The sequence below is a fragment of the Pseudomonas sp. KH_050 genome, assembly GCF_057838875.1.
Genome location: NZ_CM174478.1, coordinates 1,590,273 through 1,606,818, shown reverse-complemented (window position 1 = coordinate 1,606,818; position 16,546 = coordinate 1,590,273). Strand labels below are relative to the sequence as shown.

The 16,546-nt window shown below is 59.6% G+C and carries 13 protein-coding genes; 6 read left to right on the top strand and 7 right to left on the bottom strand.

The features are described 5' to 3' along the window. The first annotated feature begins 119 nt into the window (after positions 1–119). Together AC3IUA_RS07375 and AC3IUA_RS07370 are read left to right on the top strand one after the other, a co-directional pair. Positions 120–722, top strand: coding sequence for a Yip1 family protein (locus AC3IUA_RS07375; RefSeq protein WP_489359795.1), 603 nt, complete (start codon positions 120–122; stop codon positions 720–722). A gap of 168 nt (positions 723–890) precedes the next feature. Beyond that, positions 891–1,385, top strand: a complete 495-nt coding sequence (locus tag AC3IUA_RS07370) for a SprT family zinc-dependent metalloprotease (RefSeq protein WP_489359794.1) — start codon at positions 891–893, stop codon at positions 1,383–1,385. Positions 1,386–1,418: 33 nt separating this feature from the next. On the opposite strand, the gene AC3IUA_RS07365 is transcribed toward AC3IUA_RS07370, so the two are convergent. Together AC3IUA_RS07365 and AC3IUA_RS07360 are read right to left on the bottom strand one after the other, a co-directional pair. Beyond that, a complete protein-coding gene (locus AC3IUA_RS07365) occupies positions 1,419–2,600 on the bottom strand; it encodes a CaiB/BaiF CoA transferase family protein (RefSeq protein ID WP_489359793.1) in 1,182 nt (393 codons plus the stop codon). A gap of 148 nt (positions 2,601–2,748) precedes the next feature. Next, complete coding sequence (locus AC3IUA_RS07360; protein WP_489359792.1) at positions 2,749–4,083, bottom strand: dicarboxylate/amino acid:cation symporter; 1,335 nt, start codon at positions 4,081–4,083, stop codon at positions 2,749–2,751. Positions 4,084–4,419: 336 nt separating this feature from the next. On the opposite strand from AC3IUA_RS07360, the gene AC3IUA_RS07355 reads away from it, so the two are divergent. Next, positions 4,420–5,418, top strand: coding sequence for an AraC family transcriptional regulator (locus tag AC3IUA_RS07355; RefSeq protein WP_489359791.1), 999 nt, complete (start codon positions 4,420–4,422; stop codon positions 5,416–5,418). Between the two features lie 146 nt (positions 5,419–5,564). Here the strand turns inward: AC3IUA_RS07355 and AC3IUA_RS07350 are convergent, their stop codons facing one another. From AC3IUA_RS07350 to AC3IUA_RS07340, 3 genes are all read right to left on the bottom strand, one after another. After that, entirely contained in the window at positions 5,565–6,911 is a 1,347-nt protein-coding gene (locus AC3IUA_RS07350; protein ID WP_489359790.1) for an ATP-binding protein, read from the bottom strand. Next, positions 6,908–7,585, bottom strand: a complete 678-nt coding sequence (locus tag AC3IUA_RS07345) for a response regulator (RefSeq protein WP_489359789.1) — start codon at positions 7,583–7,585, stop codon at positions 6,908–6,910. Before AC3IUA_RS07345 ends, AC3IUA_RS07350 begins: the two co-directional genes overlap by 4 nt. A 118-nt stretch (positions 7,586–7,703) precedes the next feature. Further along, positions 7,704–8,306, bottom strand: coding sequence for a hypothetical protein (locus AC3IUA_RS07340; RefSeq protein ID WP_489359788.1), 603 nt, complete (start codon positions 8,304–8,306; stop codon positions 7,704–7,706). A gap of 144 nt (positions 8,307–8,450) precedes the next feature. Between AC3IUA_RS07340 and AC3IUA_RS07335 the strand changes: the two genes are divergently transcribed. Then, positions 8,451–9,242 (top strand): dienelactone hydrolase family protein, encoded by a 792-nt coding sequence (locus tag AC3IUA_RS07335; protein WP_489359787.1) that lies wholly within the window; start codon positions 8,451–8,453, stop codon positions 9,240–9,242. A gap of 225 nt (positions 9,243–9,467) precedes the next feature. Next, positions 9,468–10,193: a 4'-phosphopantetheinyl transferase family protein gene (locus AC3IUA_RS07330; RefSeq protein WP_489359786.1), complete on the top strand. Its 726-nt coding sequence runs from the start codon at positions 9,468–9,470 to the stop codon at positions 10,191–10,193. 178 nt (positions 10,194–10,371) lie between these two features. Here AC3IUA_RS07330 and AC3IUA_RS07325 read toward each other — a convergent pair whose 3' ends face one another. Together AC3IUA_RS07325 and AC3IUA_RS07320 are read right to left on the bottom strand one after the other, a co-directional pair. Beyond that, positions 10,372–11,982 (bottom strand): ATP-binding protein, encoded by a 1,611-nt coding sequence (locus tag AC3IUA_RS07325; protein WP_489359785.1) that lies wholly within the window; start codon positions 11,980–11,982, stop codon positions 10,372–10,374. Next, a complete protein-coding gene (locus AC3IUA_RS07320) occupies positions 11,979–12,704 on the bottom strand; it encodes a response regulator (RefSeq protein ID WP_489359784.1) in 726 nt (241 codons plus the stop codon). The genes AC3IUA_RS07325 and AC3IUA_RS07320 overlap by 4 nt, the downstream gene beginning before the upstream one ends. Before the next feature lie 736 nt (positions 12,705–13,440). On the opposite strand from AC3IUA_RS07320, the gene AC3IUA_RS07315 reads away from it, so the two are divergent. Then, positions 13,441–16,332 (top strand): ribonucleoside-diphosphate reductase subunit alpha, encoded by a 2,892-nt coding sequence (locus AC3IUA_RS07315; protein ID WP_489359783.1) that lies wholly within the window; start codon positions 13,441–13,443, stop codon positions 16,330–16,332. Positions 16,333–16,546 lie beyond the last annotated feature (214 nt).

Below are 16,546 nucleotides of genomic sequence, written 5' to 3'. Positions count from 1 at the left end.
CAACTACTTTCTATACTGCGTCATAAGGTCGCACACATATAGACCTTTACTTGCTCAGGCCGTTTGGCCCGTAGGCGCTCCGCTGGGGGGCGATGGCAACAACAATAGGAGTGACTGGCATGATCCATCACGTCGTGGGGCTCTTCACCCACCCTGATCAAGAATGGCGGGAAATCCGTGGCGACGCAGAGGAAAGCATCAGCCACATGTACCTTACCCACACGCTGATTCTTGCAGCGATTCCAGCAGTTTCAGCCTTTATCGGTACCACTCAGGTCGGCTGGGTCATCGGCAGCCGCGCCCCGGTCATGCTCACCCAGGAAAGTGCGCTGTGGATGACGATCATGTCCTACCTGGCCATGCTCGGCGGCGTCGCCGTGATGGGCGCCTTCATTCACTGGATGGCCCGAACCTACGACGCGAGTCCCAGCCTGGCGCGCTGCGTCGCGTTTGCCACCTACACCGCTACGCCGCTATTCGTCGGAGGTCTTGCGGCGCTATATCCACACATGTGGCTGGGAATGATCGTCGGTACTGCCGCGATCTGCTACACGGTGTACCTGCTGTATGTCGGCTTGCCGACCTTCATGAACATTCCATCGGATGAGGGTTTTCTGTTTTCAAGTTCGGTGCTGGCCGTAGGGTTGGTCGTGCTGGTCGCGATCATGGCCTTTACCGTGATTGTCTGGGGCCTGGGCGTCGGCCCTGTCTATACCAACTGACCGGGCAACTGACCCGGACCACTGACGCTGTCTGTAAAACAAATAGAAATCTGCCAACACAGGCCGCCGCAAGGCGGCCTTCTAATGTTGGATGACCATTGAGCGCCTGAACGATTCGGAATACGCCGGGTTTGCGGCATACTCGGTATCTCTGGAGATCCGTACAGCATGCCCGAGCAACTCAATACCCGCGTTGAAGACTGTTACCAACTAGCCGAATCCTTTTTCAAACGACCCTTCAAACGCCCGGTGGTCAGCCTCAAGCTGCGCGGCCAAAAAGCCGGCGTTGCGCATTTGCATGAAAACCTGCTGCGCTTCAACCCACAGTTGTACCGGGAAAACAGCGAAGACTTCCTCAAGCAAACCGTGGCCCATGAAGTCGCGCACCTGATTGCCCATCAACTGTTCGGCGAGGGTATCCAGCCCCATGGCGAAGAGTGGCAATTGATTATGCGTGGGGTCTACGAGTTGCCGCCCAATCGTTGTCACACCTATGCGATCAAGCGCCGCACCGCCACCCGCTACATCTATCGATGCCCATGTGCCAACAGCGATTTCCCGTTCTCGGCCCAGCGCCACAGCCTGGTGCGGCAGGGACGGCGGTATCTGTGCCGGCGCTGTCGCAGTACATTGGTGTTCAGTGGGGAGATGCGGGTGGAATGATTCTGGCCGACATCTTTGGTGATCATTCGCACCCTAACCAATCACCTTGGCACTGCGCAGTTCTTCAATCCGCGGCTCGCTGTATCCCAACTCTCTCAATACCTCATCGGTATGCGCGCCCAGCGTCGCACCGATATGCCGAGGTTCGGGCAATCCGCCGGAAAATTTCAACGGGCAGGCCATCTGCGGCTGAGTACTGCCATCTCCCCGAGGCACCAGGCTGACCAGTTGCCGGGCTTTTAGCTGCGGATGTTCGACAGCTTCGGCGAGGCTGAGCACCGGTTCGACGCAAGCATCGACACTGGCGAACAATTCGCATAGCCGGGCAAAGTCATGCTTCTCGAACTCGATTTGCAATGCCAGCTTGAGCGCCTGTTGCTGAGCGGGATCGGGCGATAAACCTTGTGCCGCCAATTCCGGACGCCCCAGCGCCGTGCAGAGTTGCTGCATGAACGCCGGCTCGAGACTGCCCACCGATAACCAGCGACCATCACGACTGCGGTAGTAGTCGTAGAAGCTGCCACCGTTGAGCATCTGGTTCTCGCGCTCGGGCTCGACCCCGCAGGCCAGGTAACCGGCACCGGCCATGGCGTTAAGGCTGAACGCGCAGTCAGTCATGCTCACGTCCAGGTACTGACCCAGGCCGCTGTGCTGACGGGCAATCACCGCCGCCAGCAAACCGATCACCCCGTGCAGCGACCCACCGGCAATGTCCGCCACCTGGATCCCCAAGGGCAACGGGCCGCTGTCCCGGCGCCCGGTGTAGCTGGCCAGCCCGGCCAGCGCCAGATAGTTGATGTCATGGCCGGCGCGATCCTGGTAGGGGCCGGTCTGGCCATAACCGGTGATGGAAACATAAATCAGTTTCGGATTGATCGCCTTCAAGACTTCGTAACCCAACCCCAGGCGCTCCATCACCCCCGGTCGGAACTGCTCCAGGACGATGTCGTAGTCCTGCACCAGTTGCTTGACCACCTCCAGCGCCGCGGGTTGCTTCAAGTCCAGCGCCAGGCTGCGCTTGTTGCGGTTGAGGTAGGCGTGGCTGGCGGATATCCCCTGATCATGCGGCGGCAATACCCGCAGCAAGTCCATGCGGGTCAGCGACTCGATGCGCAAGACCTCGGCGCCCATGTCGGCCAGCAACAACGAAGCGAACGGCCCCGGCAGCAAGGTGGAGAAATCCAGTACTTTGAGTGATGCCAGAGGACCTTGCATGAGCGCTCCATTATTCAATCGGTTGCTCCCAGAGTAGGCAGCCTGGAAGCCTTGAGCAATCACCACAAGCATCAGCCGGACTGACCGTTACGCTCAAATCCCAGGCATGAAAAACCCGCCGAAGCGGGTTTTTCATTACAACTGCGTGTTACTTGACGGACGTTGGAACCGGACCTTCAGCTACGCCCAGATCGTCTTCTTCACGGGTGTCGGAGATACCACGACCACCGGACGCCAGTTCGACCTGCAGCGTGTCTTCATCCAGTTCCTTGACCCATTTGGCCACGACCAGGGTCGCCACCGCGTTACCCACCAGGTTGGTCAGGGCACGGGCTTCGGACATGAAGCGGTCGATACCGAGGATCAGCGCCAGGCCGGCCACCGGCAGACTGCCAACGGCGGACAGGGTGGCAGCCAACACGATGAAGCCGCTACCGGTCACACCGGCGGCGCCTTTGGAGGACAACAACAGCACCAGCAGCAAGGTGATCTGGTGAGTGAGGTCCATGTGGGAGTCAGTCGCCTGAGCGATAAACACCGCGGCCATGGTCAGGTAGATCGAAGTGCCGTCGAGGTTGAAGGAGTAACCGGTCGGGATCACCAGCCCTACTACAGATTTCTGTGCACCCAGGCGTTCCATTTTGATCAGCATGCGTGGCAGTGCCGATTCCGACGAGGAAGTACCCAGAACGATCAGCAGCTCTTCACGGATGTAGCGGATCAGCTTGATGATGCTGAAGCCGTGGGCACGAGCGATACCGCCCAGCACCAGCAGCACGAACAACAAACAGGTGATGTAGAAGCAGATCATCAACTGGCCGAGTTGGACCAACGAACCGACACCGTAGGCGCCGATGGTGAAGGCCATGGCGCCGAAGGCACCGATTGGCGCGAGCTTCATGATCATGTTGATGATGTTGAACATCACGTGGGCGAAGCGATCGATGAAGTCCAGCACCGGCTTGCCGTAGGCACCGAGGCGATGCAGGGCAAAACCGAAGATCACCGAGAACATCAGCACTTGCAGAATATCGCCATTGGCGAATGCGCCGACGATGGTGTTCGGGATCACATTGAGGATGAAGCCGACAATGCTCTGGTCTTTACCGGCAGTGACATAGGCGGCGACCTTGGAGGCATCCAGGGTCGTTACGTCGATGTGCATGCCCGCACCCGGCTGAACGACATTGACTACCACCAGACCGATCAGCAAAGCAAGGGTGGAGACGATTTCGAAGTACAGCAGCGCGTAGCCACCGGTTTTGCCCACCGACTTCATGTTCTGCATACCAGCGATGCCGCTGACGACGGTGCAGAAGATGATCGGCGCGATAACCATTTTGATCAGTTTGATGAACCCGTCACCGAACGGCTTGAGCGCCACGCCGGTCTCCGGGTAGAAGTGGCCGAGCAGAATGCCGAAAACGATGGCAACGATCACCTGGAAATACAGGGATTTGTACAGTGGCTGACGAGTCGTCATTGCAGAGATCCTCAAGTATGTCGCCCGGCAATCATCCATCTGACGCCCACGACACCTACAGTGCGAACCCTCCTGCGCTGGAGGGATTTGTTTTTGGCGAGCTGCACGCTGGCAGACCTGTCACTCCTATCGCAAAGCCCGTGCCACCTTGCAGGAAAGCTCTGAAAGCCTTCAACCACAGGGGGTTGCCAGTCGTTTGTCGGAATATGCCTTTGGCTCAACGTGGCGGATATCCGCCCATCGACGGACCATCGCCCTACAATTTGGCGGATATCCGCCTTGTCCATCAACGGGAGCGTGGCTAACATCCGTCCCTCAATGGACGGATCTACCCTCATGCGCGAACGTACCATCGCCAGTCATTTTGCCCGCGCCGCCCTCGGTGGCGCGCGCAGGCAGGGCTATGACTATTCGGGCCTGCTGCAACAGCTGGGTATTCATGCCGAGTTGCTGGACGAACCCAAGGCACGTATCGCCCCCGAACAATTCACCGCGCTGCTGCAATCGCTCTGGCAGGCGCTGGATGATGAGTACCTGGGTTTTGGCGACGGCCCGAGCAAGCGCGGCACCTTCGCCATGATGTGCCACACCTTGATCCATTGCCGTACGCTGGACAAAGCACTCAGCCGCGGCTTGTTGTTTTATAGCCTGTTCCCCCATGCTCCCCGTTTGAGCCTGGTCCGCGAAGGTGAGATGGTCCGGCTGAGCCTGGAGGATTCGCAACTCTGGGACCCGGACCATTTTCTCAGCGAATGCTTGCTGGTGATCTGGCATCGCCTCGGCAGTTGGCTGATTGGCCAGCGCATTCGCCTGGAGCAAGCCACCTTCAGCTATCCCAAGCCCGACCACAGTGCCGAGTACGACCTTCTGTTTCCCTGCCCGCTGGAATTCTCGACACCTAACAGCAGCCTGCTGTTTCATAGTCGCTACTTGAGCATGCCGCTGCTGCAGGACGAACGTACACTCAAACACTTCCTGGAGCGCTCGCCGGCCGATCTGCTGTCGCGGCCCGATGACGGCGACAGCTTGAGCAGCCAGCTACGCCGTTTGCTCAGCCGTGACAGCTCGCGCTGGCCGGATCTTGAATCGGTCGCTCAACACCTGCACATCAGCCCGCAGACCCTGCGCCGGCATTTGCGCGAAGAAGGTTCGAGCTTCCAGGAATTGAAGGACCAACTGCGCCGCGACATCGCGATTTATCACCTGCGACGCGCCGATCTGTCGTTGCAACAGATCGCCGAGCAGCTCGGCTTCTCCGAGCCCTCGGCCTTTCACCGGGCGTTCAAGAAATGGACCGGGCTAACGCCGGGGGCTTATCGGGCGCAGGAGATTTGAGCACCGGAAGATCAAAGGATCGCAGCCTGCGGCAGCTCCCGCAGGGGTCGGCGAACATCCATGAATCACAGGCGCACTCGGTCGGTGTGGAGCTGCCGCAGGCTGCCATCTTTTCGGGTTCACCTCATTCGTCGGGTGAAATGCTCTCAAACCACCAAAAAATGAATCCGGAACGCCGCACCACCCAAGGGCGAATCGTCCAGCGTCAGCTGCGCGCCATAGCTTTCGATGATGTCCTTGACCACTGCCAGGCCAATCCCCTGCCCCGGATGCTGGCGGTCCAGCCGCTCTCCTCGCTGAAGTATCCGCGCGCGCTGATCCGGTGGCACACCGGGGCCATCATCTTCCACGCACAACTCGGCACCCTTCAACGCTTCGCGCACGCTGATGCGAATCTCGCCCAGGCACAAGCGGTAGGCGTTCTCCAGAAGGTTACCGAGCAACTCGAGCAAGGCGCCCTGCTCGATCGGCACGTAATAGTGCTCCGGCAAGTCGAACGTTACCCGCACCCGCTTGTCGCGATAGACCTTGTCCAGCGTGTCGCACAGACTTTGCAGCACTGGTTGCAACCGCACCTGATGGCGTACCAGACCGCTTTTTCGCAGGCTGGCGCGCTGCAACTGGTAGCCGATCTGCTGGCTCATACGCTCGATCTGGGTTTGCAGCACCCAGGCCTGATCCCGGTCCTGCGGGCGCCTGGCCATGTCCTCACTGACCCCCTGCAATACCGTCAACGGGGTTTTCAAGCTATGGGCCAGATCATCCAGGGAATCGCGATAACGACTGCGCTGCTCGCGCTCGCTGCGCAACAAGCGGTTCAGCGAGCCGGTCAATCGCAGCAGCTCACGGGGGTGCTCTTCACTGAGGCTTTCACGGGTGCCGTTCTCGATCTGGTCCAGCTCCTGACTCAAGCGCCGCAATGCCTGCAAGCCCCAGGTCAAACCGATCCAGAGCAACGCCAGCAACACCAATAGCGCGGCACCGAACCCCAGATAGAGATTTTCCCGCAGCCCTTTCAGGGTCAGTTGATACTCACGCACCGGTTGCAGGGTAACAATACTGAACGCCGCGCTTTTGCCGCCGAGCAATTTGACCTCGACGTCATAAACGAAAAACTCCTGGCCTGTGGCCTCGCGAAAACGTGCGAATTCATTGCCACGCCCATCGTAACGCGGCATGTAGTTGATGTTTTCTTCCCGGGTCGCCTTCGAACGCCAGACCAGCCGCCCTTCGCGGTCATAGATGTAGCCCAGCAAACGGCTATCGGTGAGGTTGAAGCGCTCATCCGGCAACTGCTCCGGCATCTGCAACCGGTTGTTCTCGACCCGCGCGGCGGAAATCAGCGTAGTCACATCCGAAGCCAGGCGCTGCTCGATGGACTCCTGCAACGCCAGGCTGAACGCCCCCTGCATGGCCGGCAATAGCGCCAGCATGAACAGCACGGCCAAGGTGGTCGCCGCCAGCATCAGGCGCAAGCGTAACGAACGAATCACCGGCAGCGCTCGTTGAACAGATAACCGAGGCCACGCACGGTATCGATCGGCTTGAACCCGGCCGGCCCTTCCAGTTTACGTCGCAAGCGCCCGACCAGCACCTCGATCACATTCGGATCACGCTCGTCATCGTCCGGGTACAGTTGCTCCATCAAGCGGTCCTTGGCTACCACTTGCTGGTGATGGCGCATCAGGTATTCGAGAATCCGGTACTCATAGGCGGTCAAGGCCAGTGGCTGTTCGTCGAGGGTTGCCTGCTTGCGATTCAGATCCAGCAGCAAGGGCCCGGCCGTGATGGTCGATTGGGTAAATCCACTGGAGCGGCGCAACAAGGCATTCAACCGGGCATCGAGTTCTTCGAACTGAAACGGTTTGACCACATAGTCGTCGGCACCGGCGGCCAGGCCTTCGACCTTGTCCTGCCAGTTGCCGCGAGCAGTGAGAATCAGGATCGGGAAGGTCTTGTCTCTGGAACGCAATTGGCGAATCAGATCGAGGCCGCCCATGCCCGGCAGGCCGAGGTCGATCACCGCCAGGTCATGATTGAACTGCTCGCTCTGGTACAACGCTTCCTCGGCATTGGCCACGGCCTCGACCACATGACCACTGTCCGTGAGTCGGGTTTGCAGGTGATGGCGCAACAGCGCCTCATCTTCGACGACCAGCAGTTTCATAACGCTCTCCCAGGCAAAATCCACCTCTCCAGGGGTGCTTCATCGCACCCTGATCACTTATAAGGCAACGCCAGATCCACATCGGCCGATCCGGCGTCGATCCAGTCCGGACCAGGCTTCAGAAAGCGTAATTGGCGGCCAGGTAGGTTTGTGCACTGCTGATCATCTTCAGCGAACCCTGTTTGCCAGCATCGCGTTCACTCATTTCAGTGCTCGCATTGCCGCGCAGATAACGGTAACCCAGCTCGACCGAGGCGTTTTGCGAAACTTGTTGCAAAATACCGGCCTGCGCACCCAGGGTATATCCTATGTCGTTGTCACGGCTGTAGCCCGGGGATTCCTGAGTCAGCTTGGTCAGACCGACCGTACCACCGCCGAACAGTTTGGTGCTGCTGGTCACGGGCAGGAACCTGTCGTAACTACCCAGGAGGTTTTCCTGGCGCAGCTTGATGCCGTTGTGGGAACCGGAAACATTGTCGTAGGTGCCGTAGTAACGGCTCTGATCATTCTGCTGGCCGAGGCGCAAGCCCCAAGTGGTGTCCTTGCCGATCACTCCGTTGGCATTGGGATGGTCCAGGTTGCGGCTGAGCGAATCAGATTTATGCAGCTTGTCGCTGGTCTGGCCCAGGGTCAGGCTGGCGAAGTTGCTGTCAGAAGCCTGGACCACGGCACTGGCGCCAAGAACAGTGATAGCCAGAATAAGTTTCTTGAAAGTTGTCATGGTTGATTTCCTTATGCGCTTTGCGCTGTTTGGGTACGAAGCCAGACTAACCAGCACCTCCTGAACTCCTGCTGAACACTCTCTGAACCAGAGCTGAACCGAATCGACTAGGCTTTCTACAGATCTTCTAGAGGAGGACTGACCATGCGCGTGTTACTGGCTTTCGTATTACTGGCACTGAGCGGGCTGGGCCAAGCGGCGATCAAGACCCAGGAAATCCCCTACCAGAGTCCCGATGGCAGCAAGCTGATCGGTTACTACGCCTACGACGACAGCCTCAAGGGCGCGCGCCCCGGCATAGTGGTCGTCCATGAGTGGTGGGGGTTGAACGAATACGTCAAGCGCCGCGCCCGCGACCTGGCGGCTCTGGGATACAGCGCACTGGCCATCGACATGTACGGCGACGGCAAGAACACCGAACACCCGAAAGACGCCATGGCCTTTATGCAGGCGGCGACCAAAGACAGCGCGGTAGCCAGCGCCCGCTTCAAGGCCGGGCTTGAGCTATTGAAAAAACAACCACAGACCAACCCGAACAAACTCGCCGCCATCGGCTACTGCTTTGGCGGCAAAGTGGTGCTGGATGCCGCGCGTCAGGGCGTGCCGCTGGCCGGCGTGGTGAGCTTCCACGGTCCGCTGGCCACCACCACCCCGGCTACCGCAGGTAGCGTCAAGGCTAAAATACTGGTGGAGCACGGCGCCCTGGACAGCCTGGTCACGGCGGATACCGTCAGTGCCTTCAAATCCGAAATGGACAAGGCCGGAGCCGACTATGAATTTGTCAGCCTCGACGGCGCCAAGCATGGCTTCAGCAACCCGGATGCCGATCGCCTGAGCCACGGTGAACATGGCGCGCCGGACATGGGCTACAACAAGGCGGCCGACGAGCGCTCATGGGCGGATATGCAGGCGTTTTTCAAGAAGATCTTTGGGTGAGTCGGCAAGACTGTGTTACGACTGTGGCGAGGGGGCTTGTCGGAACGCCGCACCGCCCCGCTGGGTTGCGAAGCAGCCCCAAAACCTGCAACCGCGTTTCCTCAGGCACACCGAGCTCGCTGGGTTTTCGACTGCTGCGCAGCCGAGCGGGAGCAAGCTCCCTCGCCACAGAGGATTACCTCAGGCTACTACCCAGCTTCGCCGCAACCCGGCAAAATGCCCGACATGAATTTGCACCCTACCCTCCCCGCCTGCTGCACTCCACTCGATGCCCACTGGCCATTGCCTGTCGCCCTGCCGGACACGGTGCTGCTGGGTACTCACTTCGATCCATTACAGCTGACAGCAGACGATTTTCGCCGTAGCGCTATAGAGCCGCCCGCGAGCATTCAGCGTTCGGTGGCCAAGCGTCAGGCGGAGTTTCTCGCCGGGCGCCTGTGTGCCCGGGCGGCCTTGCAGCAGCTTGAGGAACTCGATTGCTGCCCGGCCATTGGCGAGGATCGCGCACCGGTATGGCCGGCGCACATCTGCGGTTCGATCACCCACAGCACCGGGCGGGCCGCCGCCATTGTGGCGCGCAAGGAGCATTGGCGCGGGTTGGGGATGGATCTGGAAAACCTGCTCAACGCCGAGCGCGCCCGGCGATTGGCCGGTGAAATCCTCATCCCGGCAGAACTGCAACGCATGGCCGCAGGCCCCGCGGAGCAGATCGCGCTGCTGGTGACCCTGACATTCTCGGTAAAAGAAAGCCTGTTCAAGGCGCTCTACCCGATCGTCCGGCAACGCTTCTATTTCGAGCATGCCCAACTGCTTGAATGGAGCGAAAGCGGGCACGCCCGTTTGCGCCTGCTGACCGATCTTTCCAGCGAATGGCGCAATGGCAGTGAGCTGGATGCACAATTTAGTGTGAAGGATGGGCAGTTGTTGAGCCTGGTCAGCATTCCCGGGTAAGGGTTCACAACCGGTTCCGTAGCAGCTGCCGCCAGGCTGCGTTCGACCGCGCAGCGGTCGTAGATCTGCTTCTCGATCAACTTGCACATCGAGGTGTCAGGTTTTACGACTGCTATGCCCGAACGCGGACCGAGTCGAACGCAGGCTTCGCCAGCGGCTACGAAGCCTATGCCAGCCGTTATGGCTTCTCCTGATGCCGTGGCCAGCTCAGGCTGAAACAGGCGCCTCCGAGGTTCTTGCTCTTGCTGATCAACGCCCGGCCGTCATGCCAGTGGATGATCCGCCGCACAATCGATAATCCCAGTCCATGCCCGCCGGACGCGCGAGTGCGGCTGTCGTCCAGACGCAGAAATGGAGTGAAGATCCGCTCCCAGGCACTTTCCGGCACTCCCGGACCGTCGTCCTCGACGTCCACCCGACAGCGCTGCTGGCCGACCTGATAGCTGATGGACACCTGCGACTCGGCGTGGCGCATGGCGTTGCTCACCAGGTTCTGCAATGCACGATGCAAGTAGCGCGGCTCGGCCTCGACCCAGGCGTCGTCGCAGTCGGCGGCGGACAGACACAGACCACGCTGCACCTTGACGTCGGCGCGCAACGGCGCCAATTCGCTGATCACCTGATTGACCAGTGCATCCAGATCGACCCGCTGGAAGTTCAGTGCCGGCGACCCCTGCTCCAGGCGGGCATAGGTGAGCATTTCATCCACTAGCCGGTCGAGGTCCTGGATATCGTTGTCCATGCCCACCCGGTATTTTTCCCGCGCCTGCTCGGTGGTGGCGGATCCGATCATCTCCAGACCGAAACGCAAGCGCGCCACCGGCGTGCGCAACTCGTGGGACACCGCCCGCACCAGTTCGCGCTGAATTGCCAGCAAGCGCTGCAAGTGCTCAGCCATACCATTGAATGCCGCTGCCAGACGGCCGATCGAATCAGCACCCCGGGCCGGTACACGGGTTTCCAGGCTGCCCTTGGCGATCCGCGTCGCGGCCGATTCCAGACCGCTCAAGCGTCGCTCCAATTGCCGTACCAGCAGATACACGATCAAGCCGATCAGACTCAGGCCAAGCGCAGCAATCAACACCAGCCACTCGGGCGGATAAGGGTTCATCTGATACAGCGGTCCGATTTCCAGGACCCAGGGTGTGCCGACCATCCCGGCAAATACCCGGATCGAATCGCCGCCCTTGCCCAGCGCCATCACCGTATCGCCTTCGGAGACCCGACGACGCTGGTCCTCGTCCATGTCCGCCTGGTCCAGGGTCACCAACTGCAGCTCGAAGCCAAAACCCTTGTCCTCCTTCAGCGCTGCCAGGCGTTGCGGTTGCTCGGCTACCGGGTAGCGCACCAGCTCATCGGCCAACAGGTAAAGGGTGGCCCGCGCCAATTGCTCGCTGATTTGCTGCACTTCACCGGTGAGTACCAGCTGCTCTTTACTGCTGACCAAGCGATAGACCTTCGCCGCGTGCGGACCGGTCTGTTCTACCAGCGCCTGACCGCGCAGCACGCGATTGCGCTGCCCCAGATCGAGGTTGGTCTGGGAGAAGGTCTGCAAGGCCAGGGGAATTCCCAGCAATCGTTCCCACACCAGCAGCGCCCGGCGCCGCTCCATCTCGGTCATCGGTTGCAGGTTGTCGGCCATTAATGAAAACGTGCCGTGAGCCAGGCGCTCGCGATATTGCTCGCTACGTACCTGATTGAGCAGGTTCAAGGCCAGCACGCCGAGCACCGCCACCAGAATCAGGGCCGCGCACATACCGCCATAGATGCGCAGGAAAATCGAGTTCACAGCGGCATTTCTGTGCAGGCTTCAGGGACGAACAGGTAACCCTTGCTGCGAATGGTTTTGATCAGCCGCGGATGAATCGGGTCATCGCCGATCTTCGGACGGATGCGTGAGATCCGCACATCGATGGAGCGGTCCTGACCGTCGTAACCGATGCCACGCAGTGCCGTGAATATCTCCTCGCGGGACAGAATCCGCCCGGCATTGGCCACCAGCAGCCACAACAGATCGAACTCGGCACTGGTCAGCTCTATGCCGTTGTCATGCAACCAGGCTTCGCGCAACGCGTTGTCCACCACCAGCGGGCCGAATTGCAGACGCCGGAGTTTTTCCGGCGCCGCCGGTTCCGGCGCTTCGCTGCGTCGCAGCAGGGCCTGGATGCGTGCCAGCAGCAAGCGCGGGTGCACCGGCTTGCAGACGTAATCATCGGCCCCCATATCCAGGCCCAGGACCTGATCCATGTCGTCGGTACGCGCGGTGAGCATCAGGATCGGCCCGTCATAACGATCACGTACCTTGCGACAGATACTCAGGCCGTCTTCGCCGGGGAGCATCAGGTCGAGAATGACCAGGTCCGGCTGTTCGGCAATGATCCGCGCCGCCGCCAGAGCTCCGTTGCCCTCGATAGCCACCCGCAGGCCGTTACTCTCCAGGTACTCGCGGGTCAACTCAGCCAGACGCTGGTCATCCTCGACTATCAATACCTGCCAGGCTTCTTGCTCCACCGGTGACCTCTGCTTGCCAAAACCACATTCAGGAAGGATCCACTCCGTCTTTTTGTAATGGTTGGAGTGGATAACACAGCATATAGAACAACCGATTGTAGCAACGGCCACCCTTGAGTACACAAGCGGGCAAATGCACTCGGTGACTGTGTTTTTTTGTGATAGGGTTCGCGCCCGCAAAAATCCGCCGAAGGCAGTTTTTGGCGGTAAAAATCAATGACAAACGGTCTACTCCAGTGCGGTCAAGGCCTGCGCGATGTTTGCGGATTTCATGCACAATTTACCCACACTTTATCCACAGGCAGTACGTTGCAATCCGGGGTCAAAACGCATTATCTTGTAGCGCTGCGACAAAAAAACCCTACATGTAGGGTTTTATAAAAAAACCAAACACAAATCAGACAGGAAACTCAAGCGCTTTTCTTGCTTCTGTTTGGTTGATTCAAACACTTTTTCAGAAGACCAAACCGCGCCTGCGGATGGCTACTGTTTTCCCGCCTCAGACGGCGAAAAAAGTACGGGTGTTGCAGTACGAATGACTGTCACCCTTCAAGATTCGGTTTTCAGCCCAGCGGCTGGAAACCACAGACTTCGGCATGGAAGCGACGCCCGAAAGAGCTCCTTCCAACTGTCCCGAAGTAGTTATGCCCGGCGCTTGCCGGTTGTAGTGCTTCAGGACGGAACGGTGGGCACCAATGAGGGTGCCCGCACAAACATAGAGAACGTGGAGACACCCATGCAAACCGACACAACTCGCGAGAACCCGCAGGGCACCATGCCGCAGGCCGCCGATTCGAATCTGGATCTGTCCGCCACCGCGCCTGGTCAACTGCGCGTGATCAAGCGTAACGGCACTGTTGTTGCTTACACCGACGACAAAATCACCGTCGCTATCACCAAAGCGTTCCTCGCAGTTGAAGGCGGCACCGCCGCTGCCTCGTCGCGAATCCACGACACCGTTGCCCGCCTGACCGAACAAGTAACCGCGACCTTCAAGCGTCGCATGCCGTCGGGCGGCACTATCCATATCGAAGAAATCCAGGACCAGGTCGAACTGGCCCTGATGCGTGCCGGCGAGCAGAAAGTCGCGCGCGACTACGTGATCTACCGTGACGCCCGCTCCAAAGAGCGCGCCACCCGCTCCACCACCGACGAGCCGGTGCAAGCTCACCCGTCGATCCGCATCGCCCTCGCCGATGGCAGCCTGGCGCCTCTGGACATGGGTCGTCTGAACACCATCGTGACCGAGGCCTGCGAAGGCCTGGAAGAAGTCGACGGTGACCTGATCCAGCGCGAAACCCTGAAGAACCTCTACGACGGCGTAGCCCTCAAAGACGTCAACACCGCTTTGGTGATGACCGCCCGGACCCTGGTCGAGCGTGAGCCGAACTACTCCTTCGTGACCGCTCGCCTGCTGATGGACACCCTGCGTGCCGAAGGCCTGAGCTTCCTCGAAGTCGCCGACAGCGCCACTCACCACGAAATGGTCGACCTGTACGCCAAGGCCCTGCCTTCGTACATCGCCAAGGGTATCGAGTTCGATTTGCTGAACCCGGTTCTGGCCACCTTCGACCTGGAAAAACTCGGCAAGGCAATCAACCACGAGCGTGATCAGCAGTTCACCTACCTGGGCCTGCAAACCCTGTACGACCGTTACTTCATCCACAAGGATGGTGTCCGTTTCGAACTGCCGCAGATCTTCTTCATGCGCGTGGCCATGGGCCTGGCGATCGAAGAGAAGAACAAAGAAGACCGTGCCATCGAGTTCTACAACCTGTTGTCGTCCTTCGACTACATGTCTTCGACCCCGACCCTGTTCAACGCCGGTACCCTGCGTCCACAGCTGTCGAGCTGCTACCTGACCACCGTGCCGGATGACCTGTCGGGCATCTACCACGCGATCCACGACAACGCCATGCTGTCGAAATTCGCTGGCGGTCTGGGCAACGACTGGACGCCGGTTCGCGCGCTGGGCTCTTACATCAAGGGCACCAACGGCAAATCCCAGGGCGTCGTACCCTTCCTGAAAGTGGTGAACGACACCGCCGTAGCAGTCAACCAGGGTGGCAAGCGCAAAGGCGCTGTCTGTGCCTACCTGGAAACCTGGCACATGGACATCGAGGAGTTCATCGAACTTCGTAAGAACACCGGTGATGATCGTCGTCGTACCCACGACATGAACACCGCCAACTGGATCCCTGACCTGTTCATGAAGCGCGTCTTCGATGACGGCCAGTGGACCCTGTTCTCGCCATCCGAAGTACCGGATCTGCACGACCTGACCGGCAAGGCCTTCGAAGAGCGTTACGAGTACTATGAAGCCCTGTCCCAGTACCCGGGCAAGATCAAGCTGTTCAAGACCATCCAGGCCAAAGACCTGTGGCGCAAAATGCTCTCCATGCTCTTCGAAACCGGCCACCCATGGCTGACCTTCAAAGACCCATGCAACCTGCGCAGCCCACAGCAGCACGTTGGCGTGGTCCACAGCTCGAACCTGTGCACCGAAATCACCTTGAACACCAACAAGGACGAGATCGCGGTCTGCAACCTGGGCTCGATCAACCTGCCGAACCACATCACCAATGGCAAGCTCGATACCGCCAAGCTGGAACGCACCGTGAACACCGCCGTGCGGATGCTCGATAACGTGATCGACATCAACTACTACTCGGTGCCGCAAGCGAAGAACTCCAACTTCAAGCACCGTCCGGTCGGCCTGGGCATCATGGGCTTCCAGGACGCTTTGTACCTGCAGCACATCCCGTACGGATCCGACGCTGCGGTCGAGTTCGCCGACAAGTCGATGGAAGCGGTCAGCTACTACGCGATCCAGGCGTCCTGCGACCTGGCCGATGAGCGTGGCGCCTACGAGACGTTCCAGGGTTCGCTGTGGTCCAAAGGCATCCTGCCGCTGGATTCGCAACAGATCCTGATCGAACAACGTGGCCAGCAGTACATCGATGTCGACCTGAACGAATCCCTCGACTGGGCACCCGTGCGCGCCCGCGTGCAGAAAGGTATTCGTAACTCCAACATCATGGCCATCGCACCGACCGCGACCATCGCCAATATCACTGGCGTGTCGCAGTCGATCGAACCGACCTATCAGAACCTCTATGTGAAATCGAACCTTTCGGGCGAATTCACCGTGATCAACCCGTACCTGGTTCGCGACCTGAAAGCTCGCGGCCTGTGGGACTCGGTCATGATCAACGACCTGAAGTACTACGACGGTTCCGTGCAGCAGATCGAACGCATCCCGCAAGAACTCAAAGAGCTCTACGCGACTGCCTTCGAAGTGGACACCAAGTGGATCGTCGACGCCGCCAGCCGCCGTCAGAAGTGGATCGACCAGGCTCAGTCGCTGAACCTGTACATCGCCGGCGCTTCGGGCAAGAAGCTCGACGTGACCTACCGCATGGCCTGGTACCGTGGTCTGAAAACCACTTACTACCTCCGTGCCCTGGCCGCGACCAGCACCGAGAAGTCGACCATCAGCACCAACAAGCTGAACGCTGTTTCCAGCGGCAGCCACGGTGACGATTCGGTCCTGGCAGCGCCTGCCGGTCCGGCACCAGTGCCAAAGGCCTGCGCCATCGACGAGCCGGATTGCGAAGCTTGCCAATAAGCTGAACCGGTAGGCGCCGCGAGGCGCTTACTCGAAACCCCCGATGGGCCTCTGGCTTGTCGGGGGTTTTCTTTTGCCTGGAGGAACCTCATGGAGTTCTTCTGATGGGTGCTCCTAAAATGACCGACAAGGCAATCGATCAGGCGGGGCTGAACAGCGCCTTGATCTCATTCGGCCTGGCGTCGAACTGCTCGACAAGATCCTTGATGCGGTA

Coding starts and splice junctions, on each gene's coding strand:
- AC3IUA_RS07375 (WP_489359795.1), top strand. CDS start 120: ATGATCCATCACGTCGTGGGGCTCTTCACCCACCCTGATCAAGAATGG.
- AC3IUA_RS07370 (WP_489359794.1), top strand. CDS start 891: ATGCCCGAGCAACTCAATACCCGCGTTGAAGACTGTTACCAACTAGCC.
- AC3IUA_RS07365 (WP_489359793.1), bottom strand. CDS start 2,600: ATGCAAGGTCCTCTGGCATCACTCAAAGTACTGGATTTCTCCACCTTG.
- AC3IUA_RS07360 (WP_489359792.1), bottom strand. CDS start 4,083: ATGACGACTCGTCAGCCACTGTACAAATCCCTGTATTTCCAGGTGATC.
- AC3IUA_RS07355 (WP_489359791.1), top strand. CDS start 4,420: ATGCGCGAACGTACCATCGCCAGTCATTTTGCCCGCGCCGCCCTCGGT.
- AC3IUA_RS07345 (WP_489359789.1), bottom strand. CDS start 7,585: ATGAAACTGCTGGTCGTCGAAGATGAGGCGCTGTTGCGCCATCACCTG.
- AC3IUA_RS07340 (WP_489359788.1), bottom strand. CDS start 8,306: ATGACAACTTTCAAGAAACTTATTCTGGCTATCACTGTTCTTGGCGCC.
- AC3IUA_RS07335 (WP_489359787.1), top strand. CDS start 8,451: ATGCGCGTGTTACTGGCTTTCGTATTACTGGCACTGAGCGGGCTGGGC.
- AC3IUA_RS07330 (WP_489359786.1), top strand. CDS start 9,468: ATGAATTTGCACCCTACCCTCCCCGCCTGCTGCACTCCACTCGATGCC.
- AC3IUA_RS07315 (WP_489359783.1), top strand. CDS start 13,441: ATGCAAACCGACACAACTCGCGAGAACCCGCAGGGCACCATGCCGCAG.